General features: G+C 65.9%; 22 protein-coding genes. 9 read left to right on the top strand and 13 right to left on the bottom strand.

Annotated elements, in window-relative coordinates:
* Positions 1–750, top strand: coding sequence for an ABC transporter ATP-binding protein (locus E2484_RS01700; protein WP_137283492.1), 750 nt, complete (start codon positions 1–3; stop codon positions 748–750).
* The gene (locus E2484_RS01695; RefSeq protein WP_137283491.1) at positions 747–1,475 is read left to right on the top strand and encodes an ABC transporter ATP-binding protein; all 729 of its coding nucleotides are present in this window, start codon (positions 747–749) and stop codon (positions 1,473–1,475) included. The genes E2484_RS01700 and E2484_RS01695 overlap by 4 nt, the downstream gene beginning before the upstream one ends.
* A 7-nt stretch (positions 1,476–1,482) precedes the next feature.
* On the opposite strand, the gene E2484_RS01690 is transcribed toward E2484_RS01695, so the two are convergent.
* A complete protein-coding gene (locus E2484_RS01690) occupies positions 1,483–3,186 on the bottom strand; it encodes an AMP-binding protein (protein WP_137283490.1) in 1,704 nt (567 codons plus the stop codon).
* A gap of 213 nt (positions 3,187–3,399) precedes the next feature.
* On the opposite strand from E2484_RS01690, the gene E2484_RS01685 reads away from it, so the two are divergent.
* The gene (locus E2484_RS01685) at positions 3,400–4,647 is read left to right on the top strand and encodes an MFS transporter (RefSeq protein WP_137283489.1); all 1,248 of its coding nucleotides are present in this window, start codon (positions 3,400–3,402) and stop codon (positions 4,645–4,647) included.
* Positions 4,648–4,834: 187 nt separating this feature from the next.
* Positions 4,835–9,421, top strand: coding sequence for a glutamate synthase large subunit (gene gltB / locus E2484_RS01680; protein WP_137283488.1), 4,587 nt, complete (start codon positions 4,835–4,837; stop codon positions 9,419–9,421).
* Between the two features lie 130 nt (positions 9,422–9,551).
* Here gltB and E2484_RS01675 read toward each other — a convergent pair whose 3' ends face one another.
* The 5 genes from E2484_RS01675 to E2484_RS01655 form a co-directional block, all read right to left on the bottom strand.
* Positions 9,552–10,271, bottom strand: a complete 720-nt coding sequence (locus E2484_RS01675) for a metal-dependent transcriptional regulator (RefSeq protein ID WP_137283487.1) — start codon at positions 10,269–10,271, stop codon at positions 9,552–9,554.
* A gap of 1 nt (position 10,272) precedes the next feature.
* Positions 10,273–11,304: a metal ABC transporter permease gene (locus tag E2484_RS01670; RefSeq protein ID WP_137284036.1), complete on the bottom strand. Its 1,032-nt coding sequence runs from the start codon at positions 11,302–11,304 to the stop codon at positions 10,273–10,275.
* Positions 11,304–12,083, bottom strand: coding sequence for a metal ABC transporter ATP-binding protein (locus tag E2484_RS01665; protein WP_137283486.1), 780 nt, complete (start codon positions 12,081–12,083; stop codon positions 11,304–11,306). The genes E2484_RS01670 and E2484_RS01665 overlap by 1 nt, the downstream gene beginning before the upstream one ends.
* Positions 12,080–13,162 (bottom strand): metal ABC transporter substrate-binding protein, encoded by a 1,083-nt coding sequence (locus tag E2484_RS01660; protein ID WP_137283485.1) that lies wholly within the window; start codon positions 13,160–13,162, stop codon positions 12,080–12,082. Before E2484_RS01660 ends, E2484_RS01665 begins: the two co-directional genes overlap by 4 nt.
* 177 nt (positions 13,163–13,339) lie before the next feature.
* Complete coding sequence (locus E2484_RS01655; protein ID WP_321111482.1) at positions 13,340–14,104, bottom strand: GNAT family N-acetyltransferase; 765 nt, start codon at positions 14,102–14,104, stop codon at positions 13,340–13,342.
* Positions 14,105–14,377: 273 nt separating this feature from the next.
* Here E2484_RS01655 and E2484_RS01650 point away from each other — a divergent pair, with 273 nt between their 5' ends.
* From E2484_RS01650 to E2484_RS01640, 3 genes are all read left to right on the top strand, one after another.
* Entirely contained in the window at positions 14,378–15,367 is a 990-nt protein-coding gene (locus E2484_RS01650) for an NAD-dependent epimerase/dehydratase family protein (RefSeq protein ID WP_137283484.1), read from the top strand.
* A 203-nt stretch (positions 15,368–15,570) separates the two neighbouring features.
* Positions 15,571–16,230: a hypothetical protein gene (locus tag E2484_RS01645; RefSeq protein WP_137283483.1), complete on the top strand. Its 660-nt coding sequence runs from the start codon at positions 15,571–15,573 to the stop codon at positions 16,228–16,230.
* A 199-nt stretch (positions 16,231–16,429) separates the two neighbouring features.
* Positions 16,430–17,479, top strand: coding sequence for an NAD(P)-dependent glycerol-1-phosphate dehydrogenase (locus E2484_RS01640; protein ID WP_137283482.1), 1,050 nt, complete (start codon positions 16,430–16,432; stop codon positions 17,477–17,479).
* A 34-nt stretch (positions 17,480–17,513) separates the two neighbouring features.
* Here the strand turns inward: E2484_RS01640 and E2484_RS01635 are convergent, their stop codons facing one another.
* The 4 genes from E2484_RS01635 to E2484_RS01620 form a co-directional block, all read right to left on the bottom strand.
* Positions 17,514–17,978, bottom strand: coding sequence for a DoxX family protein (locus E2484_RS01635; RefSeq protein ID WP_137283481.1), 465 nt, complete (start codon positions 17,976–17,978; stop codon positions 17,514–17,516).
* Between the two features lie 81 nt (positions 17,979–18,059).
* Positions 18,060–18,596 carry an NUDIX domain-containing protein gene (locus tag E2484_RS01630; RefSeq protein WP_137283480.1) on the bottom strand — a complete coding sequence of 179 codons (537 nt, stop codon included), beginning with the start codon at positions 18,594–18,596 and terminating at the stop codon, positions 18,060–18,062.
* 41 nt (positions 18,597–18,637) lie between these two features.
* On the bottom strand, positions 18,638–19,471 hold the full coding sequence (locus tag E2484_RS01625; RefSeq protein WP_137283479.1) for an ABC transporter permease: 834 nt from the start codon (positions 19,469–19,471) through the stop codon (positions 18,638–18,640).
* Complete coding sequence (locus E2484_RS01620) at positions 19,468–20,424, bottom strand: ABC transporter ATP-binding protein (RefSeq protein WP_137283478.1); 957 nt, start codon at positions 20,422–20,424, stop codon at positions 19,468–19,470. The genes E2484_RS01625 and E2484_RS01620 overlap by 4 nt, the downstream gene beginning before the upstream one ends.
* 259 nt (positions 20,425–20,683) lie before the next feature.
* On the opposite strand from E2484_RS01620, the gene E2484_RS01615 reads away from it, so the two are divergent.
* A complete protein-coding gene (locus E2484_RS01615) occupies positions 20,684–21,049 on the top strand; it encodes a hypothetical protein (RefSeq protein WP_137283477.1) in 366 nt (121 codons plus the stop codon).
* Here E2484_RS01615 and E2484_RS01610 read toward each other — a convergent pair.
* The 3 genes from E2484_RS01610 to E2484_RS01600 all read right to left on the bottom strand — a co-directional run bounded on the left by E2484_RS01610 (position 21,030) and on the right by E2484_RS01600 (position 23,617).
* Positions 21,030–21,515, bottom strand: a complete 486-nt coding sequence (locus E2484_RS01610; RefSeq protein WP_137283476.1) for a hypothetical protein — start codon at positions 21,513–21,515, stop codon at positions 21,030–21,032. The genes E2484_RS01615 and E2484_RS01610 overlap by 20 nt on opposite strands.
* An 11-nt stretch (positions 21,516–21,526) precedes the next feature.
* Positions 21,527–22,348: a hypothetical protein gene (locus tag E2484_RS01605; protein ID WP_137283475.1), complete on the bottom strand. Its 822-nt coding sequence runs from the start codon at positions 22,346–22,348 to the stop codon at positions 21,527–21,529.
* 75 nt (positions 22,349–22,423) lie between these two features.
* Complete coding sequence (locus tag E2484_RS01600) at positions 22,424–23,617, bottom strand: hypothetical protein (RefSeq protein ID WP_137283474.1); 1,194 nt, start codon at positions 23,615–23,617, stop codon at positions 22,424–22,426.
* 329 nt (positions 23,618–23,946) lie between these two features.
* Here E2484_RS01600 and E2484_RS01595 point away from each other — a divergent pair, with 329 nt between their 5' ends.
* Positions 23,947–24,531, top strand: a complete 585-nt coding sequence (locus E2484_RS01595; protein ID WP_137283473.1) for a DUF7344 domain-containing protein — start codon at positions 23,947–23,949, stop codon at positions 24,529–24,531.
* The last annotated feature ends 6 nt before the right edge of the window (positions 24,532–24,537 follow it).

Raw genomic sequence — 24,537 nt, 5'->3', positions numbered from 1 at the left:
ATGCTGGAAGCCAAGAACCTCGTGAAGTCGTTCGGCAAGGTACTGGCGACCGACGACGTGACCGTCGAGTTCGGCCGCGAACCCGGCGAGATGGTGTTCATCGTCGGTCCGAACGGAGCGGGCAAGACGACGCTCGTGAACCTGCTCACGGGCCGTCTCGACCCCGACGAGGGTCGGGTGTTGCTCGACGGCGACGACGTGACCGGGATGGCCTCGGAGCGGCGGGTCCACGAGGGCCTCGTCCGGAGTTTTCAGGTCGTCAAGTTGTTCGAGGAGATGACGGTCAGGGAGAACCTCCGGACCGCGGTCCTCTCCGAGCGCGACCTCACGTCGAGCATGTTCAGCCTGCGGGACGAACACGCCGAAGTCGAGTCGAGAGTCGAGGACCTGCTGGCGCGGTTCGGCCTCTCGGAGGAGGCCGACGCGGTGGCCGAGGAACTCCCCCACGGCACCCGAAAACTCCTCGACGTGGCGATGTCGTTCGGACTCGACCCGAACTACCTCCTGCTGGACGAACCGACCGCCGGTGTCTCGACCAGCGAGAAGGAGTACGTCATCGACACCATCGCCGACGTGAGCAAGGAACAGGGCGTGACGACCGTCACTATCGAACACGACATGGACATCGTAACCGAGTACGCCGACCGCGTCATCGCGCTCCATCAGGGGCAGGTCCACGGCGAGGGACCGCCGACGATGATAGAGACCGACCAGGACCTCCGCCGCCTCCTGCTGGGGGTGGAAGAATGAGTCTACTCGAACTGACCGACGTGAACGCCGCGGTCGAGGGGTTCGACGTGACACACGACCTAAGCCTCGACGTGAAGGAGGGCGAGGCGGTCGGCCTCGTCGGCCGGAACGGCGCGGGCAAGACCACGACGTTCCGGTCCATCATGGGCCTCACGGAGGTCCTGAGCGGGTCGATTCGCTACGACGGCCAGGAACTCACCCAGATGGACTCCGACCGGATTCCGGGGCTCGGACTGGGCTACCAACCCGAGGACCGGAAGCTGTTCACCGGCATGAGCGTGGACGAGAACTTCCGTCTGCCCATCTGGACGGTGGGCGACGAGCGCGGGGTCACCGACGAGGACGCCGTCGTCGAGGACGTGTACGACGTGTTCTCGGAACTGGACGACCGCCGGGACGCGAAGGTCGAGAACCTCAGCGGCGGGCAGGCCAAGATGGTCTCCATCGGCCGCGCGCTGGCGCTCCAACCGGACTTGCTGCTGCTGGACGAACCGCTGGAGGGACTGGCCCCCGTGGTCGTCTCGAACCTCAAGGAACACATCCGGGCTATCAACGACCGCGGCATCGCGGTGCTGGTCGCGGAGTCGAACGTGACCCACGTCCCGGACATCGTGGACCGCATCTTCGTGGTCGAGCGCGGCGAAATCGTAGACAGCGGCGACCCCGAGGAGTTGGCCGAGGACGAGGAGATTCAGGAGTTGATGCAGGGAAGCGGCCAGGAGTAGTTCGTCTCTACTCGGTTCTTTTTTCGCGCTTCCGAAGCTCTTTCCGCTGAATCTTCCCGGTCGTGGTCTGGGGGAGCGACTCCACGAACTCGATTTCGCGGGGGTACTCGTACTTGGCTAACTGGTCGCGCACCAACTCACGAATCTCCTCGCGGAGGGAGTCGCCGCCCTCGACGCCGGAAACCGGTTGGACGAACGCCTTGATGATCTCGCCGCGGGTCTCGTCCGGGACGCCGACGACGCCGACCTGCTCGACGACCGGGTGTTCGAGGATGGCCGCCTCGACCTCGCCGGGGCCGACGCGGTAGCCCGAGGTGATGATGAGGTCGTCGTCGCGGGACTTGAACCAGACGTAGTCATCGTCGTCCTGTACCGCGATGTCGCCGGTCAGGTGCCAGTCGCCGACCCGGACGCGCTCGGTCTTCTCGGATTCGTTCCAGTAGCCCTCGAACTGGGCCGGGTTGCCGTCGCGCCGGACTGCGATTTGACCGGGTTCGCCGCGCGGAACGACCTCGCCGGTCTCGGGGTCCACGATTGCTACGTCGTGGCCCGGTACCGGCTTGCCCATGCTCCCCGGTCGGGCCTCGAACCAGTCCCGACAGTTGACGACCGAGAGGTTCGATTCGGTCTGGCCGTAGATTTCGTTGACGACGACGCCCGCCAACTCGTCGTCGGCCCACTCCAGAATCTCGGGCGTGAGGGGTTCGCCGCCCGAGCAGATGGCGTCCACGTCGAGGTCGTACTGCTCGGTCGGGTTCTCGACCTCCATCATCATCCGAATCGCGGTCGGCGGGAGGAACGCGTCGGTGACGCCGAACTCGTCCATGATCTCGAACGCCTCCTCGGCGTCGAACTTCCCCATCGGGTAGCCGACCACCGGACGGCCGTAGTGCCACGCCGGAAAGACCAGGTCGCCGAGCGCGCCGATCCACGCCCAGTCGGCGGGCGTCCACGCCACCGTCTTCTCCAACACGTCGCGCTCGAAGTACATGTAGAACGCCGGACAGTGGCCGAGCCAGACGTCGTGGGTATGGAGCGCGCCCTTCGGCGGTCCCGTGCTCCCGCTGGTGTAGATGATGATGGCGGGCGTGTCGGCATCGGTGTCGGCGAGGCCGCGCTCGCGGGAGTGTCCGGCCACGAACTCCTCGAACGATTTGGCCTCGCCCCAGCCGTCCGCCTGGTGGTCCCCGTCGCCCGCCCGGCCGTCGTTTTCGTCTCCTTCCGCGTCGCCGTCAACCTCCACGACGGTCTCGAGGTCCGGGCAGTCGTCGCGGACCTCCGCCAGCGTCTCGCGCACGCTCGCGTCGGCGACCACCGCTTTCGCGCCGCTGTGGCGGAGTCGGTAGCCCAGTCCCTCCTCGCCGAACAGAACCGACAGCGGGACGGAAATCGCCCCGAGTTTCCAGCACGCCAGATGGGTGATAGGGTTCTGGGGCTTCTGCGGAATCACGACGGCCACGCGGTCGCCGAACCCGACGCCCGCGTCGGCGAGCGCGTTCGCCACCTGATTCGACCTCCGGTCCAAGTCGTGGAACGTGTAGGTCTCGCGCCGCCCGTCGGGGTACGCTTGGAAGAGGGCCACGCTTCCCTTCGGGTCGTCGTGCTTCCGAAGGACGTCGCGGGCGATGTTGTAGTCGTCGGGGACGTCCCACTCGAAGTTCTGCCGGACCTGCTCGTACGTCTCGTCGTCGAGCGTGAGATGCCAAGCCATGACAATACCTGCGTCCCGTGGCGTCTTCTAACCGGGCGTTAATATATTGCAGTCGGCCGATTTTCGGAGACGGGTGGATATCGCTTACCGTCTGGAGACAATATACAGCGTTGCTATAAGAACAGAAATATTTGTGAAAGGAATACAAATGTGTCTCCTATCGCTCCGCCCGCGTTCCGAAACGGCTTTTCCGTCGCCGGGAGCGTTCCCTGTGTGAACGAGGACAGATTTCAGTTCTACGCGCTCTACCTCACCCGGTTCGCGTCCGGGTTCGGATTCGTCACGCTCCTGACGCTCCTACCGAAGTACATCTCGCTGTTCGAGGCTACCGGACTCGTCGTCGGCCTGTTCACGACGGCGTTCACGGGTGCCCAGACCCTCGCCACCGTCCCGCTGGCGTGGGCGGGCGACCGCGGGGACAAGCGACTCGTCCTCGTCGGCGTCCTCGGCGTGAGCGTCCTGAGCTACGTCGCGTTCGCGCTCGTCTCGACGCCCGCTGCCGAGTCGTGGCAGTTCATCCTCGTCCGTGGGCTACAGGGCGTCGCCGTCACCGGGTCGGGGCTGATGTCGCTGGCGCTCGTCGGCGAACTCGCACCTCGCGACAGTCGGGCCAACTACATCGGGAAGGCCAACTCGTGGCGACTAGCGGCGGGCATCCTCGGGAGTCTCGCGGCGGGCGGACTGTACGGCTGGGGCGGTTTCGACGCGGTGTACACCGTGCTGGTCGCGCTTCTCGTCCCGGCGATGGCCGGCGTCTGGTATCTGCTCGACGCCGACGAGACCCGGATTCGGGGCAACCCGTTCGCGGGTCTCGCGTTCAATCGCAGACTGCTGACCCTGACCAGTTTCCGCGCCCAGTACGCCGTCGCGGTCACGCTCGTTCGGACGTGGGTGCCCATCTACGCGGGCGTCAGCGCGGGTCTCGGCTACAGCGCACCGCTCGCCGTCGGCCTCGTCCTCACCGCCGAGAAGGTGACGAACATGCTCTGCCAACCGTTCACCGGCCGCTGGTCCGACCGCGCAGGGCGCTCGCTGTTCGTCTTCGTCGGCGGCGGCCTCTACGGCCTCGTCGCAATCGCCGTCCCCTTCACGCCCGACGTCGGCGCGGCGCTCGGCCTGCCCGCCAGTTTCCCCGTCGTCGGAAACCTCTCGGCCGCCTTCCTTCCGCTGCTGGCGTGCAACGCCCTGCTCGGCGTCGCCGACAGCATCCGCGAACCCGCGAGCATGGCGCTGTTCGCCGACGAGGGAACCGACGACGGAAGCGTCGCGTCGAGTTTCGGCATCCGGGAGTTGGTCTGGCGACCGGGAAGCGTCCTCGCGCCGATGCTCGGCGGGGCCCTGATGTCGATGCAGATAGAGTGGGTGTTCTTCGTCGGCGCGGCCGCCGCCTTCAGCGGCGTTCTCACGTTCCTCGGCGTTCTCTCGCACAACTACGGGACTCGGGCGCTGACCGAGTGGTGAGCGAGGTTCCGGCGGACTTAGAGATACGTCGATGAATATACCCGTAGTACGACGGCAACTCGGCATCGTCGTTCGATATCGGCATCGTAGCTGAAAACGAGATGAATATAAGGCCCCTTATTTGGCATTAACATACCCTTAGCCATTCAGGGGTATCCTCTTGTAGCGGTTCGCGAATGATTCGTTCATGAGCGAGTACCCACCTTCTGACTCCGGAGACCGAGGCCAATCGGACGGTCGAGACCAGCAGTTGCTCGCCGACCCCGACGACTACCGCGCGAACTGCGGCGTCGGCGTCGTGATGAATCTCGACGGGACGACCGACCACGCCGTCCTCGCCGACGGACTCGACCTGCTGGCGAACCTCGAACATCGCGGAACGACCGGCGCGGAGGAGAACACCGGCGACGGCGCGGGGGTCCTGCTCCGGAAGCCTCACGACTTCTTCGCCGACGAAGTGGCCGACCACCCGAACGAGTTCCCCGACCCCGACGAGTACGCGGTCGGAACCGTCTTCCTCCCGAAGGACGCTACCGCCCGCGGACGACTGCAGTCGCTCGCGGAGTCCGTACTCGCCGACGAGGGACTGGACCTGTTCGCGTGGCGCGAGGTCCCGACCGACGACGCCGACCTCGGGCAGACCGCGCTCGACGCCGAACCCGAGATTTGGCAGTGTTTCGTCCGGCCCGCGGACGGCGGGGAACTCGACCCCGAGACCTTCGACCGGAACCTCTACGTGGCCCGGCGCGCACTCGAACGGTCGGTCGACGGCGTGGACCTCGCGGGGTCCGACCGGTTCTACGTCTGCTCGCTCGACCGCCAGACCGTCGTCTACAAGGGGCTGCTCAAGGGCGAGCAACTCCCGGGCTACTTCCCGGACCTCCGGGACGACCGCCTCGAAACCACCTTCGCCATGGTCCACGCCCGGTTCTCGACCAACACCCTCGGCGCGTGGCACCTCGCCCACCCGTACCGTCGCGTGATTCACAACGGCGAGTTCAACACCATTCGCGGCAACGTCAACTGGATGCGCGCCCGGGAGAACGACCTCGAATCGGAGGCGTTCGACCCGGACTCCGTGACCCCGATCGTCGCCGACCCCGAGGGGAGCGACACCGCCGCGGTGGACAACGCCCTCGAACTCCTGCTTCGGGGCGGGCGCGAACTCCCCCACGCGCTCCGGATGATGGTCCCCGAGGCGTGGCGCAACGACGACCACATGGCCGACGACCGCAAGGAGTTCTACGACCTCCACGCCTCCCTGCTCGAACCGTGGGACGGCCCGGCGCTCGTGGCCGCGACCGACGGCGAGCGCGTCGGCGCAGTCCTCGACCGAAACGGTCTCCGGCCCTGTCGGTACGACGTGACGACCGACGATTGCCTCGTGATGGCCAGCGAGGCCGGGGCGCTCGACACCCCCGAGACCGAGATTCGGGAGCGCGGCCGACTCGAACCCGGCCAACTCTTCCTCGCCGACCCCGAGGAGGGCAGAGTCGTGCCCGACGCCGAGGTGTTCGACGACCTGACCGACGAGCGATACGGCGAGTGGGTCGAGTCCGAGCAGGTCGAACTCGACGCGCCCTCCGGTCCCATCACCCGGAAGTCGCCGGACGACCTCCGCGAGCGCCAGACCGCCTTCGGCTACACCCACGACGAACTGGACAACCTGCTCGAACCGATGGCCGAGGCGGGCAAGGACCCCGTGGGGTCGATGGGCGACGACACGCCGTTGTCGGTTCTCTCGGGGTTCAACCGACCGCTGTTCTCGTACTTCAAGCAACTGTTCGCGCAGGTGTCGAACCCTCCGATAGACTACATCCGGGAGGACTGCGTGACCAGTCTGGAAAGTCGGTTGGGGTGCCAGCGCAACCTGCTGGACGAGTCGCCCGACCACGCCCGCCAGTTGGTCCTCGACTCGCCGGTCCTGACCGACGCCGAGATGGACGGCGTGCGCGACTGCCCGATTCCGACCGAAACCGTGGACCTGACCTACGACTCAGCGACCGACCTCGAAACCGCGGTCGGGCGCGTCCGCCGGGAAGCCAGTGAGGCGGTCGAGGGAGGGGCCGAAATTCTCGTCCTCTCGGATCGCGATATCGGACCGGACCGCCTCGCGGTGCCGAGTCTGCTGGCCACGGGCGCGGTCCACCACCACCTGGTCTGGGAGGGCCTGCGGAATCGTGCCGGACTCGTCGTGGAGTCGGGCGACCCCCGGACGGTCCACCACCTCGCGTGTCTCGTGGGCTACGGCGCGGGCGCGGTCAACCCCACGCTCGCCTTCGAGTCCATCGCGGACGTCGTGGCCGGACCCGACGGCACGGACGAGTCGGAGGCCATCGAGGCCTACGTCCACGCGCTCGAAGACGGTCTCCAGAAGACGATGGCGAAGATGGGCATCTCGACGGTCGAGAGCTACCGCGGTGCCCAGATCTTCGAGGCCGTGGGACTCGACTCGGAGTTCGTGGCCGAGTACTTCGAGGGCACCCCGGCCCGGACCGAGGGCGTCGGAATCCCGGAGGTCGAGTCCGACCTGCGCGAGCGCCACGCGAAGGCGTTCGGCGAGGATGGCGAACCCGGTACCGACCCCGAACCCGAGCGCCAAGGCGAGTTCGAGCATCGCTCGGACGGTCGTCGCCACCAGTGGAACCCCGAGACGGTGGGCACCCTCCAGCGCGCGGTCCGGCGAGGCGACGAGGCGACCTACGGCGAGTTCGCCGAGGCCGTCAACGACCAGAACGGCGACCTCCAGACCCTCCGGGGCCTGCTCGACTTCGACGCCGAGGGCCGGGAGTCGATTCCGGTCGAGGAGGTCGAACCGGTCGAGAGCATCGTCAAGCGGTTCTCCACGGCCGCGATGAGTCTCGGGTCGCTCTCGCCCGAGGCCCACGAGAACAACGCGATTGCGATGAATCGCCTGGGAGCCAAGTCGAACACCGGCGAGGGCGGCGAACCGCCGGAACGCTTCGACACCGAGCGCGAGTGCAACGTCAAGCAGGTCGCCTCGGGCCGGTTCGGCGTCACCAGCGCCTATCTCGCCAACGCCGACGAGTTGCAGATCAAGATGGCCCAGGGGAGCAAGCCCGGGGAGGGCGGCCACCTGCCGGGGAGCAAGGTCGACGAGATGATAGCCCACGTCCGGTACGCCACCCCCGGCGTCGGTCTCATCTCGCCGCCGCCACAGCACGACATCTACTCCATCGAGGACCTCAAGCAGTTGGTCTTCGACCTCAAGGCCGCCAACCCGGACGCCGACGTGAACGTCAAGTTGGTCTCGGAGGACGGCATCGGCACCATCGCGGCGGGCGTGGCGAAGGCCAACGCCGACGTGGTCCACGTTTCGGGTCACTCCGGCGGCACGGGCGCGAGTCCCCGGACCTCCATCAAGCACGCGGGCCTGCCGTGGGAGTTGGGGCTGGCCGAAGCCAACCAGATGCTCCGGGAGACCGGTCTGCGCTCGCGGATTCGGGTCAGCGTGGACGGCGGCCTGAAGACCGGCCGAGACGTTGCGGTCGCGGCCCTCCTCGGCGGCGAGGAGTACGTCTTCGGCACCGCGAGTCTCGTGACCTCGGGATGCGTGATGGCCCGCCAGTGCCACGAGAACACCTGTCCCGTCGGGGTCGCCACCCAGCGCGAGGACCTTCGCAAGCGATTCCCCGGCGAACCCGAACACGTCGTCAACTACATGCAGTTCATCGCCGCGGAACTACGGGAGATCATGGCCGAACTCGGCTTCGAGACGGTCGAGGAGATGGTCGGCCGGGTGGACTGTCTCGAACAGCGCGACACCGACCACCCGAAGGCTCGCCGTCTCGACCTCGATTCGGTCCTCGCCGAACCCGCAGATCACGACCCCGAGGGCGGACCCCAACGCACGAAGACCCGCGAGCAGACGCACGGACTCGACGACCACCTCGACCGCGACCTGCTCGCGGCCGCCGGGTCGGCGGTCGAGGACGCCGAACCGGTCGAAGTCGAGACCGAAATCGGCAACGAGGACCGCGCGGTCGGCGCCATGCTCTCGGGGCGAATCTCCGAGGAACGCGGTGAGGCGGGCCTGCCCGACGGCACTCTCTCGTGTTCGTTCCGCGGCACGGCGGGCCAGAGCTTCGGCGGGTTCCTCCAGTCGGGCGTGGACTTCCACCTCGAAGGCGCGGCCAACGACTACCTCGGCAAGGGGCTGTCGGGCGGCCGCATCGCGGTCTCGACGCCCGACTCGGCGGCCTACGATCCGACCGAGAACGTCGTGGTCGGCAACGTCGCGCTCTACGGCGCGACCGGCGGCGAGGTCTACGTGAACGGCGTCGCTGGCGAACGCTTCGCGGTCCGCAACTCCGGCGTGAAGGCGGTCGTGGAGGGCGTCGGCGACCACGGTTGCGAGTACATGACCGGCGGAATCGTGGCGGTCCTCGGCGAGACGGGCAAGAACTTCGCCGCGGGGATGAGCGGCGGCGTGGCGTACGTCCGAGACGAATCCGGAGATTTCCGAGAGAGCGTCAACGAGGGGATGGTGAGCCTCGACTCCTCGCTCTCGGAACGCGACGAGCGCGTCCTCCGCAGACTCGTGGAGAATCACGCGGCCTACACCGACAGCGAGCGCGCCGCGGAACTGCTGGAGAACTGGGACGCCGCGCTGTCGCAGTTCGTGAAGGTGATGCCCGAGGCGTACGAGCGCGCCGTGACGGAGGAAGGCCGCGAGGACGTTCGGAACTCGCCGCCGCCGCGAGCCAGCGTGCGCGAGGAAGGCGGTCGGGTGATGACGAGCGAGGCGGATTGAGCGCGGTATCGGAAATGGTGTTATTTCTTATAACTATATCTGTATTTCTTTAACCAGTGTATTCGTTTGCATCGGCGGTTGTCGGCGGGTTCGACGCGGTCGAACCCACGGCTCACGCTCCGGCCACCGTTCACATCTCGGCCACCGTATCGACGAGGACCTTGGTTGCAATCGTCTCGGGAAGGCTGGTCCGGCGGTCCGCGTCGGCGACGGTGACGTTCACCATCCCGAACGGTGTCGTTTCGTCCAGAACGAGTACCGCCGACGGTTCGATGCCGTTCGAGACGAGGTGGTCGAGAACCTCGTCGTCCTGCGTCAGAATGCGGACCACCTCGACGCGCGACGATTCGGACACCTCCGCCAGCGAGCGCGTGCCGTCGTCCTCGGAAACGGCGAGGTTCACGTCCGGAATCGGGTCCCCGTGCGGGTCGGTTTCGGGCGCGTCGAGTATCCGCTCGACCTCGCGGCAGAGTCGGTCGCTGAGGTGGTGTTCGAGGACGTCCGCTTCCGAGTCCACCTCGCTGATTCCGTAGCCGAAGATTTCGAACAGCATCGTCTCGGCGAGACGGTGCCGACGCACGATATGGAGTGCCGCGGTCCGACCCTCGTCGGTGAGTCGCACCGGGCGGTACTTCTCGCGCTCGATGAGGTTCCGCTCCGCGAGCGCCTCGAACATGCTCGTCACCGTCGAGTTGCTGACGCCGAGGCGGTCGGCCACCGTCGAGTTGGCCACCCACTCGTCGGTCTCTCGCTGGAGTCTGTAGATGTGACGGAGGTAGTCCTCCATGGTCGGCGTCAGCGACGTGGCGGACTCCGAGCAGTTCGACGCCTCTCGGTCGTGGCGACCCATCTCAGTCCGACCCGGTCTTGGTGTTCTCGGCCTCGATACTCCCGATCTCTGGGGTCGTCTCCTCGCCGAGCGTCGTCTGTAGCTTCCCGAGGAAGACGGCTACCACGTAAATCGCGACAGCGACGAGGACGATGACGCCTCCGGCCGTGGCCTGCCCGTAGTACGCGACCCCGATGCCGAGCAGGACTGCCAGTTCGGCGAGGACGACGGAGACGAGCAGCGACTCGGTGAAACTCCGCGAAACCTGCGCCGCACCGGTGACCGGGACGACGAGCATGGCGGCCACGAGAATGACGCCCATGATTTGCATCGCACCGACGACCACGAGTGCGGTCAACATCACCATCACGCGGTTGTACCAGTCCACCGACAGCCCGGACACCTCCGCGGCGGTTTCGTCGAACGTCACGTAGAGCAACTGATTCCGGGTGACGCCGACGGTCACGACGACGATGCCGAACAACACGAGCAGTATCGCCGCGCTCTCCTTCGAGACGGTCGAGAGGTTACCGAACAGGTACTGGTTGACGCCGACTGCCAGCCCACCCGCGTTGATACTGATGAGCGTCGTCCCGAGCGCGAACCCCGTCGAGAGGACGATCGCCATCGACACGTCGTTGTAGGCGTCGGTCGCCTCCGAGATGAGTTCGATGAGCAACGCCGAAATCATCGCCACGACGACCGCCGTCAGGTAGGGCGAGATGCGGACGTTGAGGACGGCGTTGATGAACAGTCCGACCGCGACGCCCGCGAACGCCGTGTGCGCGAGCGCGTCGCCGATGAGCGCGAGTTGTCGGTGGACGAGGAAGGTCCCGATGAGCGGGGCCATCACGCCGATGCAGAGCCCCACGAGGATGGCCCGATGCATGAACTGATACTGGAGCATCTCCAGTCCCGTCACTCCCGCGAGCCAGAACACGAACCCCGACCAGAGTTCGAGAATCACGTACAGCGGTTCGAGGACCGAACCGAGCGGGGACGCCTGCAACGGTCCGACCAGGGACCCCTGCAACGGCCCGACGAGACTGGCCATCATCCGCTATCACCCACGAAGTTCGCGGCGGTCCCGAACGCACGGCGGAGCGCGTCGCTCTCCACGAACTCTCCGGTCGGCCCGTCGAAGTACACCTCGCGGTTGAGACAGACGACTCGTTCGGCGTGTTGGGTGACCGCACTCAGGTCGTGTTCGATGAGGAGAATCGTAATTCCGGCCTCGTTCAGCGATTCGAGGAGGCCGTAGAACGCCTCGACCGATTCGGCGTCCACGCCCACCGTCGGTTCGTCGAGGACGAGGAGGTCGGCCTCGCCGGCGAGTGCCCGAGCGATGAACGCCCGCTGGCGCTGGCCACCGGAGAGTTGGGTCACACGACGGTCCGCGAACGCGGTCATGCCCACCGTTTCGAGCGCCCCGTCCACGATTTCCCAGTCTTCCTCCGAGAGGCGTCCGAAACCGACGTGCGGGAACCGGCCCATCTTCACCACCTCGCGCACGGTGATGGGCATCTCCTTGGCGGCGTTCGCGTGCTGGGCCACGTAGCCGAGACGCGACCCGTCGTCGAACCGATGTGCCGGTTCGCCGAACAGGCTGGCCGTCCCCTCGTCGGGGCGAAGGAGTCCCAGCATGAGTTTCATCAGCGTCGACTTCCCGGAGCCGTTCGGTCCGACGATGGCGACGTACTCGCCGTCGTCGATTCGGACCGAGATGTCCTCGACGACCGGGGTCGCGGTGTAGCCGAACTCGACGTCCGAGAGGACTATCGGCGGAGTCGGTGGCTGGTCCGACGCCCCCGCTCGGGTCTCCGTGGCGTTCATTCGAAGTTCCTCCACTCGTCGCTCCAACCGTCGGGACCGGCCTCCTCGGGAGCCTCGTTGCCGAGGACGACCTCGAAGGTCGGCATGTTGATGTTGTAGGCGATCTCCTCGTATCCCCAGTCGTTCTCGACCCACTCCTCCCGGACGCCGGCGTACGGCGTCACCGGGAAGTACGCCTCGACTCGCGTCTCGCTAACCAGTTGCTTCGCGGGCTTCCGGGACTCGAAGACGCCGTTTCCGATGTAATCGATGTCGTTCTCCTCGATGACCGTCTTCGCCTCCACGATGTCCGAGGGCTTGACGTCGCCGCTGGCCGCGAGGTTCACGACGAGCGGACGCATCTCGACGCCGTAGCGCAGGCCGATGTACTGGAAGGCGTTGTGCGCGGCGAGTTGGACCACGTTCCGCGAGGCCTCGTCGAAGATGGCTCGATAATCCTCGTCGATTCGCTGGAGAACGTCGGACTTGTACGTCTCGGCGTTGTCCCGGAGTGCGTCCTCGTGGTCGGGAGCGAGTTCGACCAGTCCGTCGGTGATGTTGTCGACGGATTTCTTGGCGCGCTGGGGGTCGAGCCAGAAGTGCGGGTCCTTCCCCCGACCCTCGCCGACGCCCTCCTCCTCGGGGTCGAGTGTCGCTGCGAGATCGGCCAGTTCGATGCCTTCGCGGCTATCGATGAGATTCGTATCGACGTCGTCGTCCTCGATGGTCTGTATCGCTCGGTCGGCCCACGGCTGGAAGTCCGGCCCGACGTGGATGAACGCGTCCGCCTCGATAATCTCCCTCGTGATGCTCGCGTTCGGTTCCCATCCGTGACCGTGCAGGCCGGTCGGGACGAGGTTCCGCACTTCGACCGGCGTGTCACGCGCGACGGTCCGAGCGAAGTCGTAGAAGCTGAAGAACGAAGCGACTGCGACCGGACCGTCGTCGGAACCGCCCGTCGTCGTGTCCCCGTCTGTTCGACCGCCGCTGACGCTACTGAGACAGCCAGAGAGACCGGCAGCGACGAGACCGGAACCGGCAGCGATAGCTCGTCTCCGCGAGAGAGTACGCCGAGTCGGAGAGCGGATCGTATCGTCCATAGTCGTTCGAAGAAGAACCTAATATAATAATGTTGGCGGTTGAAGTTCAGGTTTAGACTTATCTAATCCAGTTCGACCGCGACGGGGCGTCCTCCGAGTAGAGCCGCGCTATCGCTCGGAAAAAGAACAGAAGTTCGCAGTGTATTCCGGGTAAAACGGTCGGAGCGGCGAAGGTGCCTACAGATACGACGCGTCCCACCGCACCGGCTTCTTCTGGTTCCCGCAGTCGTTGCACTCCAGTCGCTCCATAGAGTCCATCGCGGTGTCGAAGCTCTCGCAGTTCGAGCAGAAGTAACCGTAGAGTTCCTCGCCGTCCTCGTCGCTGTAGGCCGCGTAGAAGGGGGCCTTCGACCCGCGGTTGCTCTCGGCCCAGTTGACGTAGAGGGTCTGGTCCTCGAACTCTCGGGTCTCGAACTTGGCGCTCCCCTCGTGGGTGTAGACGTTCTCGACGAAGGTCTCGTCGCCGATCTCGCGCTCTCGTTCGTCGGCCTTCTCGAAGCCGTTGGCCTCGTAGAAGGTGCAACCGCGCTCGTTCTCCGCGAGGACCTCCGCGGCGATGCGATCGACGCCGCGCTCAGAGAGGTTCGCCATCGTCTGGTTCAGCAGGGTCGTCCCGACGTTCTTGTCGCGGTTGTCGGGGTCGACGTGTAGCCAGAGGATGGTCCCGGTTCCGCCCTCCTCCGACAGGAGGTTCTGGGAGAACCCGACCACCTCGCCGCCGGCCACCGCGACGAGATAGAGCATCCCCTCCTCTTCGAGTTCGGCGTCCATCGCCTCGTCGGCGTACCAGTTCTCGACCGCGGTCTCGATGACCTCCTCGTCGAGTACGTCGGCGTAGGAGGCGCGGAGCGACTCCAGTGCGACGTCGCGGATACCCTCGCCGTCTCCCGATTCGGCTTCGCGGATTTCGATTCCGTCTGAGTCGGCCTCTCTCTGTCCCATGCTACGTCTATTCGTCGTTTTCACTGATAAACGTTGTACCCGATTCCGGCAAATTAGCCAAAAACCGAACGACCGATTCGATATATTCAGGAACCTAAAGCAATCGTTTCGATTTTTACTCAGAAATGATTGTTCGTGAAGTTCTCGCTCCGGCGAAGTGACGCTCCGGTTCGGTGGAGCGATTTCGGCCGAGACCGGACGCCTCGACTTCGGTCGGCGACGACGGATTTCCGACTCCAGTAGGCCTTTCAGACACGGCGACCAAGCGCGGACATGGACACCGCACTCGTCGTCGGTGGCACGCGGTTCATCGGCCGCCACCTCGTCTCGGACCTGCTCGACCACGATTACGACGTGACCATCTTCAATCGCGGGAACCACGACAATCCGTTCGAGGAGACCGAGGGCGTCAGCCACTACGAGGGCGACCGGTCCAACGAGTCGGCGCTCGAACAGGCCAGACGCGAGGTCGAACCCGACGCCGTCTTCGACTGCGTGGCCTACAAACCCCGGGAGGTCCGGGCCGCCACGGAGATCTTCTCGGACGTGGACGCATACGTCTACATCTCGTCGGGCGACGCCTACGGCAACGAGGAGATTCCCAAGCGCGAGGACGAGACCGAACTCCGGCCCTGCACGATGGAGCAGGCGACCGACGACTCGGGCGACACCTACGGCAACCGGAAGGCCGAGGGCGACCGAGCGATTCGGGCGGCCGCCGACCGCGGCGTCAACGCCTACAGCGTCCGGCCCTGCATCGTCTACGGCCCGTACGACTACACCGAGCGACTCGACTACTGGATTTCTCGGGTGGCCGACTACGACCGCGTGGTCGTGCCCGGCGACGGCGACAACGTCTGGCACCGCGCCTACGTCGAGGACGTGGCGAGCGCGCTCCGCGTCGTCGCCGAGGAGGGAACGCCCGGCGAATCCTACAACGTCGGGGACCGCCGTATCGTGACGATAGACGAGATGCTCGAACTCGTCGCCGAGGCGCTCGACACCGACATCGAAATCGTCCACGCGGGCGAGCGCGAACTCGCGGCCGCCGACCTCTCGCCCGACGACTTCGTGCTCTACCGGGACTACCCTCACGTCCTCGACACCGACAAGCTGGCGAATCTTGGGTGGGACTCGACTCCGCTCTCGGAGGCGATGGAAGCGACCGTCGAGGAACACCTCGCTAGCGACCGCGACGGTCGCGAGTACGACCCCGGCCGCGAGACCGAAGAGCGCGTCCTCGGCGTGCTGGACACGCTCTGAGCATTCGTGTCAGGTTTACTTTAAACACGGTCCGAAAACACGCTGTTCGCACGGTTAATCCCGATTTGAGACCACTCGCAGGTCCTCGCTACCGTTTTCAGGAGGCTGATAACAAACACCCCGGAGGCCCACTGTCACTACATGCCACTGCATCGTCGTCACCGAACGTCCGTCTACTCGCCGCTCCGACGATGATACGGGAGATGATTCGGACGACCGTCAGGGGTATCGGCGTCGTCTGTCTGACGGCGGTCGAGGTCACTGCGCTGTCGGTCTGGCTCGGACTGGTGGCCGACGCCGACCCGCTCTCCGCGTCCGCGCTTATCGGTGTCGTCGCTCTCTCGGCGGGGATGCTCGTCGAAGGACTGCTCGCTCACGTCACGGTCAACGGGTGGAGTCGCCCGGTTCCGGCGCGGGCGGTCGCGGCGCTCGCGCTGGCCGAGACCGCGCTGTGGGTCGGCTGGTTCGCGGCGGTCCGGTGGGCCGACGGCCTCCTCGTCGTCGTGGGCGCCGGACTGGCGTTCGCGGTCGCGCTCGTCCCTCGCCACACCGTGATGGACAACGCCGTCCGCGGCCGGAATCCGCTCGCGTCGCTGGTCCAGCGCGCGACCATCGGACTGGCGGTCCTTCAGGCCGCGGGCGCGACCGCGTGGTTCCTCGTCGTCTCCGGACTGGTCTTCCTCCCCGAGTGGCTCGTCACGGTCCCCGTCGGGGGTTTCTCGGCGAACGCCGTGGTCGGCGCGGCGCTGCTGGCGGGTGCCGTGTTCGCTCGCCACCTGCTGGCGGTCCGCCACGCGCTCCGAACCGTCCAGCGGTCGCCGAACTCCGGGTGGCGGTCCTCGCGCGGGACCCTCCGGAAATAGCCGGCAAACGTATTTAGGTGTCTTTAGGAAATTTTAATATTTTCTCAAGACGTATTTTTATTTCCAACTTCTTCCGAGTCGGCGGTCGCGGTCCGCAGAAAACGACGACCTTCTAACTCGCCGGTCGTCTCCTGTCGAGAGCGAACACGTTCCAGAAGAGAGGTAAACTGTTTTCCCCGCCCGCGAGAGAGTAGCGGACATGTTCGACAAAACGACGTGGATTCGGCTACCGCGCAACGTCGTGGTGGGTCACGGCGTCCTCGACCAGACCGTCGAGGCCGTCTCCGAACTCCACCTCGCCGGGCGTCCGCTGGTCGTCACCAGTCCGACGCCGCGGCAGGTCGCGGCCGAGCGCGTGGCGGCCGACTTCGAGGACGCGGGCGACGACCCCGCGGTGGTCGAAATCGAGGAAGCGAGCTTCGAAGCCGTCCAGCGGGTCATCGAGGTGGCCCGAGAGGTGAACGCGGGCTATCTCGTCGGCGTCGGCGGCGGGAAGGCCATCGACATCGCCAAGATGGCGAGCGACGACCTCGGCACCGGGTTCGTCTCGGTCCCCACCGCGGCGAGTCACGACGGCATCGTCTCGGGTCGAGGGTCGGTCCCGGAGGGCGACACCCGACACAGCGTGGCCGCGGAGCCACCGCTCGCGGTCGTCGCCGATACCGAGATTCTGGCCGACGCGCCGTGGCGACTCACGACCGCCGGCTGCGCCGACATCATCAGCAACTACACCGCGGTCAAGGACTGGCGACTGGCGAACCGACTCCAGAACGTCGAGTACTCCCACTACTCGGCCGCGCTCGCCGAGATGACCGCCGAGATGCTGGTGGACAACGCCGACTCCATCAAGCAGGGTCTGGAGGAGTCTGCGTGGGTAGTCGTCAAGGCGCTGGTTTCGTCGGGGGTCGCCATGTCCATCGCCGACTCGTCGCGGCCCGCCTCCGGCGCGGAACATCTCTTCAGCCACCAACTCGACCGGATGGTCCCCGACGCCGCGCTCCACGGCCATCAGGTCGGCGTCGGCACCATCGTCGCGGAGTATCTCCACGGCGGCAACTGGCAGGGCGTCCGCCGCGCGCTCGAAACCATCGGCGCGCCCACGACCGCCGACGACCTCGGCATCGACGACGAGACGGTCATCGCGGCGTTGACCGCGGCCCACGAAATCCGGGACCGCTACACGATTCTGGGCAACGGGATGAGCGAAGCGGCCGCCTTCGAAGCCGCCGAGACGACGGGCGTCATCTGAACGCTAAAACGCCACGACTACTCGCTCGAACTGTTCAGTCGTCCTGTCCGATGCGGAGGAACGCGAGCGCACCGCCGAGGAGCGCGACGTTCTTCAGGAAGTGGATCATCTGCTGCTGTTTCTCCTGCTCGTCGTCTATCGTCCAGAAGTCGTGCATGATCGGCGTGGTACCCACGAAGAAAGTGGCGACCGCACCCGCCGCGAGGCGCGGGAGTTTCCACGCCGCGATGCCGAGGCCGCCGAACAGCAGGCTCCCGCTGATGAACGGCACCGAGGTTTCGGCTATCGGTGCGCCCTGACTCTCGGCGTACTCGATGGTCTCCTCCAGGTTCCGGAAGTTGTCCACCGCCATGAACGCCAGCACGCCACCGAACAGCACGCGGGCGAGTTTGAACGACGTGGAGTGGGTCTTGGGCGGCGACTCCTCGGTCACCTTCTCCTCGGCTTGCCGTGCGGTTTCCGCGACGCTCCCGGTCGATTCGCTGCCTAGCAATGGCATGGACCAACGTAGTCCGGTGAGAGACTTACATCTGTCCGCCGCGCTCGGAACTGCCGATAGTTGGCGCAACCGTCTGCCCCCTCACTCCGCGGCCGGAATCGGAAACTCGGCCAACTCGTCGTACAGCAGGTCCTCGGGTCGCTCGCCCCACCAGCGCACCTCGGCAATCTCGCCCTCCCGAGGCCGGATTTCGCCCGAGACGTGTTCACCGTCGAAGATGACGATGAGTCGGTGGATCGGCGGCTTCTCGCTGGCGTCGTCCAGAATTTCGAGGCGGTGGACCTGCCGGACGCCCGTGATTTCGGCCTCGACACCGGTCTCCTCTTTCGTCTCGCGCAGGGCCGCGGTCTCGATACTCTCGTCTGGTTCTTGCTGGCCCCCGGGGTCGCTCCACGCGGACTCGCCCTCGTGGCGCACGAGGAGCACCCGGCCCGCATCGTCAGTAATCCACGTGCCACCGCCACCGAGGGTTCCGGCCTCGAACCGCTGGCGGACCTGCCGGTAGGCCTCCGGTGGGTGCTCCCACGTCTTCTCGACAACCTCGACCGGTCCGTACTCGCGTTCGAGGCGGTCGAGCGCGTCTCGCACCCGGCGGCGCGAACGCTCGGCTATCGTCATGGCCGACGCTTCGGCCGTCCGGAAAAAGGAGGTGTCGGTCGCTATCCGAGATCGGCGCGCTCGAAGCGCAGATAGCCCACGAGTAACGGGAGGACGACCCACGCCGCGAGGACGACCAGCATGAACTCGGGTTCGAGGTAGAACGGCGTCGAGGGGTCGGCGGGCGGCAGGTCGCGGTACCCCTCGGGGAACGCGAGTCGGAGCGACTGGAGGTACGCGGTCGCGGGACTCAGACTCTGGACGAGTAGCTCCGTGTTCTCGGCGATTTCGACGCCCAGCGTGTCCTCGAAGACGAACCGGAGCGCGCCCACGACCGAGAACGCCGACCCCTGAATCCAGAGGACGTTGAACACGAAGAAGTAGCCGATAGCGCCGCCCATGGCCCGCGACCGGGAGGCCGTCAGCGCCGAGATGCCGACCGCGACCGAGACGTAGGCGAGCGCGAAGAGGAGCGTCAGACCGACCACGCGGGCGAACGTCGGGAAATCGACCTCGGGGTACCACACCGTCGAGAGCACTGCGGCGACCCCGAACGCGAGCAGGATGGCACCTGCCACGAGGCCGGCCCGCGAGAGGTACTTGCCGAACACCACCTCGCCTCGCCGGTTCGGTATCGAGAGCAGGAACTTGATGCTCCCGGACTCTCGCTCGCCAGCGATAGAGAGGTAGGCCGCCACGAGCGCGACCAGCGGGATGAACAGCACGGCGAGTCCCGACATGTTCCAGAGTTGGAGCAGGACGCGGGGGTCCTCGCCCGTACTACCGGTGTAGAAGAACAGCACGGCGAACAGGGTGTAGATGCCGCCGACGAACCACAGCAGCTTCGCCCGGCGAACGTCCTTGAAGTCCTTGCGGACCACCGCGAGGAGACTCACGCCGTCACCCCCGGCAAGTCGCCGGTCTCGCTGCCGGTCGAGTCACCCGGGTTCTCGTCGGTGTACCGGTTGAACAGTTCTTCGAGCGAGGCGTCCTCGGAGTGGATGTCGCGCACCGTCGCCACCTCGTCGATTCGCTCGAGTACGTCCATCTTCGCGCCGGGGTTCGAGCAGACCGCGGTAATCGCGTTCCCGTCGGCGCTCCACCGCTCGACGCCCGCGAGCGCGGCGAGGTCGAGGTCCGCGGGCACGCGGTCCACCGTCGCCGAAATCTGACTGCTCCCGCCAGAGGCCTCTCGGAGCCCCTCGATGGTGTCCTCGGCGACGAGTCGGCCGTCGTTCATGATGCCCACGCGGTCGCAGACCGCCTCGACCTGCGGCAGGATGTGGCTGGAGAAGAAGACGGTCGTGCCGCGGTCGGCCTCGTCGCGGAGCAGGTCGCGCATCTCCTGAATCCCTGTCGGGTCGAGACCCGACGACGGTTCGTCCAGAATCAGGAGGTCGGGGTCGCCCACCAGCGCCATCCCCAGCGCGAGGCGCTGGCCCATCCCCTTGGAGTAGCCGCTGGCCCGGCGCTCGCGGGCCGCCGGGTCGAGTCCCACCCGGTCCAGAATTGCGTCCGGGTCGGCGTCCGCGCCCTTGGTCTCGGCGACCCACGCGACGTGTTCCCGTCCGGTCAGTCGGTCGTAGAGCGTCGCGCCCTCTGGGAGGACGCCGACCCGCTCGCGGATGGCCTGCGTCTCGCGCTGGGCGTCGTACCCCAGCACCTCGGCCGCCCCGTCGGTCGGTCGGATGAAGTCCAGCAACACGTTGATGGTCGTGGACTTGCCCGCGCCGTTGGGACCGAGGAAGCCGAATATCTCCCCCGTCTCGACCGTGAGGTCGAGCGAATCGACGGCGAGTACGTCGTCGCCGAACCGCCTGGTCAGGCCGCGAGTCTCTATCGCCGACATGACCCGCGTGCCGTCGTGGCGTCAGTTCGGTTGTCTCGAACGGTTCGCGATACCCCGAGTCGGTGCGTCACGGCGTCGGAGGCGGACAGCGGGTGTCTGGGTGGTCTCACGGGTGGACGAAGGGCACGGCGAACATAAAAGCTCCCGGACAGTTGCCGACTCGGAAATCGCGCCCGGTTTCGATACGGAGACGTCTCCCCCCGCCCTACGTATCGTCTCTCCGATACGTATTTGGCGGCGGCGTACGCGCGAGTGAACGATGGACTCCCGACAGTGGGTCACGCTCGACGGAACGCCGTTCGAGGGTCAGGCCGACCAGTTCTACTGGCTCTGGATCGTCGCCACGACCACCTACGGCGTCGGCGACGTGGTGACGACCGTCGCGCTGCTGTACTTCGACTCGTCGGTCGGAGAGGCGAACGCACTCGTCCGGGCCGCGGTCGGAGAGTTCGGACTCGCGGGACTGGCCGGCCTGAAGCTCGGCGTGTTCTGCCTCTGTCTCGGCCTCCAGGTGGTCGCCATCCGGGACACCGACGACCCGGTGGTCGTCTACGGCCCGCCCGCGATTCTGGCCGTCTTCGGCGGGTTCACGACCGCGTTCAATCTCAGACTCCTGCTCGGGTAGGGGTACCGTCGGTTGGCGGTACCGACATCGACGCGACCGTAGCGTTCGCCTCCGCCTGCACGTCCACCTCGACCGATTCGTCCTCCTCGAACCAGTCGTCGGTATCGTCGTCGGTCCCGTCGGCCGTCGTGGTCGAGTGGGTCGCCGTGGTCGAGGTGGTCGTCGGCTCGTCGTCGGTCGACGACCCGAGCCCGTTCGCGTCCGACGGTTCGGTGGTCGTGGTCGCCGAGGCGGTCTCGGCGTCGTCGGTGGTCGTTCCGTCGCCAGGGCCGTCGTCTGAACTCGTCTGCGCCGCTGTTGTCGGTTGGGCCGTTTCGGTCGTCGGTCCCGCAGGACCGTCGGTCGGGCCGTCGAGCAGTCCGGGCAGGAACCCGAACCCCGCGCCGAGGAGTCCGGCACCCACGACGAGCGCGACGATGACTCCGCGCTTGGTGAGCGTGGCCGAGAGGAGCGTAGTTCGGTTCATGACCGCGTCGATCACTCCCCGGCGGTCGTGGTGGTCGAACCGGTTCCGTCGCCTCGACCATCATTTTCCTTTTTCTCCCCGTTATCTTTCTTGCTTCCGTCGGTATCGTCGTCGCCGTTTTCGTCCTCCCCGTTGCCGTTTCCATCCTCCCCGTCGGTGCCGTCTTCACCATTCCCGCCGTCGTCGTTGTCTTCGCTCTCGCCGTTCTCGTTGCGGTCGTCTCCACTACCTCCCTTTCCATCATCTTCGCTGTCGTCACCACCGTCCTCGCTCCCTGCCTCGGCCCCGGTGTTAGCGTCGCCGTCGGCGTCCGCGCTCTCGGGGAGATTCTCGACCGACACCTCGAACGTCGCGTCTGAGTGTCCCGAGGTCAGTTCCGTGCCGTCGGTCCCGGTGACGGTGACGACCAGTCGGAGGCGGACCGTCCGAGTCCGGGTCTGGCCGTCGCCACTCGGCTCGAAGTCCCCGGCCGAGAACGCCGACGTGGCGAGCAGGTTCCGGGTTCCGAAGGCGTAGTCGGTCTCGCCGTGGAGTCCGGACGCGCCGAGGCGCTGGCTATCGAGACGGTGGTACTCGAGGTCGGTGTCGAGCTTCGCGTACATCACGATCGAGACCTGACGGGCGGGCGCTTCGAGGCCCGACCACGAAGTGGTTCCCGCGGGCGCGACCGTCAGCGCGCGCAGGCTCCCGTCGTCGGATTCGACGGTTACGTCGCTCGCGTCGAAGGTGGCCCCGGCGTTCGCACTGCCGGACCGCGCGAACGCGGACGCGCTCGCGCCGCCCGCGGTGACGCCCGCGAGGACGCCCAACAGCCGTCGTCGGTCGAGATTCATGGAGGACCCACCGGGGGAGTCGAACCCCCGCGAGGCCGTCGTGGGTCGGGTCGGATGACAACTAATCCGCTGGGTTTAGTATGACTCGCTCAGGTAGTCCTCGCTCGAAGTGAAGTAGTTGTTCGCCTCGTGGTACGGAACGGTGTACATCGCGAAGTTCGTCCCCGCTGTGTCGTCTGTCGTGCTATTGTCCGTCCCGGCGGACGCGGGATACTGCTTCGCAGTTCCCTGTCCGGCGTACGCCAGCCTGAAGCCGACCCGGAAGTTCGACGCGAGCTTCGACTTCTTCACGCTCACGGTGACTGCGTCCGTGCTATCATTGATGTTAACCTCGAGATAGTCCGGAAGGTCCTGTCCCCAGTGCGGACCGGACCAACCGCTTCCGTCGTACGTCTTGTAACCGATGCCATCTGAAGAGTGGTACATCCCTTGGAAATTCGGGGCACCGTTAGCGCCCTTGTCGAAGACGACGCCAATGTTGTCCTGCGACCCCGACGCGAACGCCGCCGGGAGCCTGAAGACGTACGTCACCCAGCTCGGGTCGTTGTCGTAGTAGGCCTCGACGTGGAGCCTCCCGCCGACGACGTCGACGGACGAGTAGACGTCGTTGTCTGACCCGTCTCCGTCGTCGTCCTCACCGTCGCTGTTGAGGTTCGGATGACCGCCTTCGGTGAACGTGTAGAGTTGGTCGTAACTCGACGCGCTGGCGGTGGAATCGCCTTCGACTTCTGCGTTCGATTCGGCGTTCTTCGTGCCGACCCACATCCGGCTATCTGCGCTGGCGGTCGGGTTCGGATCGCCAGAGCCAGTCGAAGTCACCGTGACAGAGATTTGCAGGTCGATAGCCGTTGGTTGCTTCTCGCCGTCCGTTTCCGACTCGAAATCATCGTCGCCGAAATAATCGGTGTCGGTGAGGTCGACCTTGTCGAGATCGAAGCTCCGCTCGCCGGAGAGTCCATTGATGCTGTAGGTCTTTGTCGCAATTGGATTGTAGCTGGAACCGTTCTTCGCCTTGGCGCTGAGGGTCACCGTCGCAGACTCCGCGGCCGAGTCGAGGTTCTTCCACGCGAACGAGCCGGTCGTATCGACCAGCACCTTCCGGATCTTCCCGTCCGGAGTCGTCACCGTGCCAGTATTATGGGCCTTGAATTTAGTTTCGACTTCCGCTGCCGCACTCCCCGTGAACGCCGCGAGCCCGCTTCCCGCGAGCGCGAGGCCCCCGACTGTACCCAGTACCTTCCGCCGGTCGAGTTCGATGTTCCGCTTCATGGTTCGATCGTTCCGTGCCCGCCGGATCCTCGCTCGGTCGGGAGCACTTACTTCGACACGATGAGAGCTCCCCGGTTATTCATACACTCCGTCAAATCTCACAAACGGTTCGAGAAGGGAGTGCATACGCTACCAGAGCGAGCGTTAGGCTCCGCCTGAGCCGACACAAACAGGTCCAGAACCGCACGATATCGAAGGGTCTCGATAGCGTACAGATGATTTCCGTAGCGGAGCACGTGTAACTCGTCGGAAGGTAAATAATAGATTACAATTATGTGTAACGTGCCATTGGCCAACGGTGGAGACTGGCTAGGGAGAACGTATCAAAAATGTCCGCCGAACTGCTCGAACGAGAAGAACGCGACGGCCCCACCGACGAACCGGGAGACTTCTCGCAAGAGGTCGTGTTCGAGATGCTCAGCAACCAGCGTCGTCGGTACGTCGTCCACTACCTGCTCGACGCCGAGGAGGAGTCGGAACTGCGAGATCTCTCCCGCAAGATCGCGGCGTGGGAGAACGACAAGCGACCCGACGAGATTACCTCACAGGAGCGCCGCCGAGTGTATAACGCCCTCCAGCAGGCCCACCTCCCGAAGATGGACGACGCGGGCCTCGTGGAGTTCGACGCTTCGCGAGGCACCGTCAAACCTGGCGAAGACCTCGCGGAACTCCAGGTGTACCTCGAAATCGTCCCCGGCGACGAGATCTCGTGGAGCCAGTACTACTTCCTGCTGGGAGCGTTCTTCGGGTCGGTGACGCTGGCGTCGCTGGTCGGACTCTACCCTTTCAGCGCGATTCCCGGAACCGCACTCGCTGGCGGGATGGCGGCCTTCCTCACGGCCTCGGCCGTGGCCCACGTCTATCACGGCCGGAAGATGCGACTCGGTGCCGACGAACGCCCACCGAGTGCGTGACCGTCG

The sequence above is a fragment of the Halorussus salinisoli genome, assembly GCA_005239435.1.
Classification (GTDB): domain Archaea; phylum Halobacteriota; class Halobacteria; order Halobacteriales; family Haladaptataceae; genus Halorussus; species Halorussus salinisoli.
This window is presented reverse-complemented; position numbering and strand designations above follow the sequence as displayed.

Excerpts from the sequence above, each read along its gene's own strand:
- E2484_RS01610 (WP_137283476.1), bottom strand. The coding sequence starts at position 21,515 with ATGAACCGAACTACGCTCCTCTCGGCCACGCTCACCAAGCGCGGAGTC.
- E2484_RS01640 (WP_137283482.1), top strand. The coding sequence starts at position 16,430 with ATGTTCGACAAAACGACGTGGATTCGGCTACCGCGCAACGTCGTGGTG.
- gltB (WP_137283488.1), top strand. The coding sequence starts at position 4,835 with ATGAGCGAGTACCCACCTTCTGACTCCGGAGACCGAGGCCAATCGGAC.
- E2484_RS01600 (WP_137283474.1), bottom strand. The coding sequence starts at position 23,617 with ATGAAGCGGAACATCGAACTCGACCGGCGGAAGGTACTGGGTACAGTC.
- E2484_RS01675 (WP_137283487.1), bottom strand. The coding sequence starts at position 10,271 with ATGGGTCGCCACGACCGAGAGGCGTCGAACTGCTCGGAGTCCGCCACG.
- E2484_RS01645 (WP_137283483.1), top strand. The coding sequence starts at position 15,571 with ATGATTCGGACGACCGTCAGGGGTATCGGCGTCGTCTGTCTGACGGCG.
- E2484_RS01615 (WP_137283477.1), top strand. The coding sequence starts at position 20,684 with ATGGACTCCCGACAGTGGGTCACGCTCGACGGAACGCCGTTCGAGGGT.
- E2484_RS01660 (WP_137283485.1), bottom strand. The coding sequence starts at position 13,162 with ATGGACGATACGATCCGCTCTCCGACTCGGCGTACTCTCTCGCGGAGA.
- E2484_RS01635 (WP_137283481.1), bottom strand. The coding sequence starts at position 17,978 with ATGCCATTGCTAGGCAGCGAATCGACCGGGAGCGTCGCGGAAACCGCA.
- E2484_RS01655 (WP_321111482.1), bottom strand. The coding sequence starts at position 14,104 with ATGGGACAGAGAGAGGCCGACTCAGACGGAATCGAAATCCGCGAAGCC.
- E2484_RS01650 (WP_137283484.1), top strand. The coding sequence starts at position 14,378 with ATGGACACCGCACTCGTCGTCGGTGGCACGCGGTTCATCGGCCGCCAC.
- E2484_RS01595 (WP_137283473.1), top strand. The coding sequence starts at position 23,947 with ATGTCCGCCGAACTGCTCGAACGAGAAGAACGCGACGGCCCCACCGAC.
- E2484_RS01630 (WP_137283480.1), bottom strand. The coding sequence starts at position 18,596 with ATGACGATAGCCGAGCGTTCGCGCCGCCGGGTGCGAGACGCGCTCGAC.
- E2484_RS01670 (WP_137284036.1), bottom strand. The coding sequence starts at position 11,304 with ATGGCCAGTCTCGTCGGGCCGTTGCAGGGGTCCCTGGTCGGACCGTTG.
- E2484_RS01620 (WP_137283478.1), bottom strand. The coding sequence starts at position 20,424 with ATGTCGGCGATAGAGACTCGCGGCCTGACCAGGCGGTTCGGCGACGAC.
- E2484_RS01695 (WP_137283491.1), top strand. The coding sequence starts at position 747 with ATGAGTCTACTCGAACTGACCGACGTGAACGCCGCGGTCGAGGGGTTC.
- E2484_RS01605 (WP_137283475.1), bottom strand. The coding sequence starts at position 22,348 with ATGAATCTCGACCGACGACGGCTGTTGGGCGTCCTCGCGGGCGTCACC.
- E2484_RS01665 (WP_137283486.1), bottom strand. The coding sequence starts at position 12,083 with ATGAACGCCACGGAGACCCGAGCGGGGGCGTCGGACCAGCCACCGACT.
- E2484_RS01690 (WP_137283490.1), bottom strand. The coding sequence starts at position 3,186 with ATGGCTTGGCATCTCACGCTCGACGACGAGACGTACGAGCAGGTCCGG.
- E2484_RS01700 (WP_137283492.1), top strand. The coding sequence starts at position 1 with ATGCTGGAAGCCAAGAACCTCGTGAAGTCGTTCGGCAAGGTACTGGCG.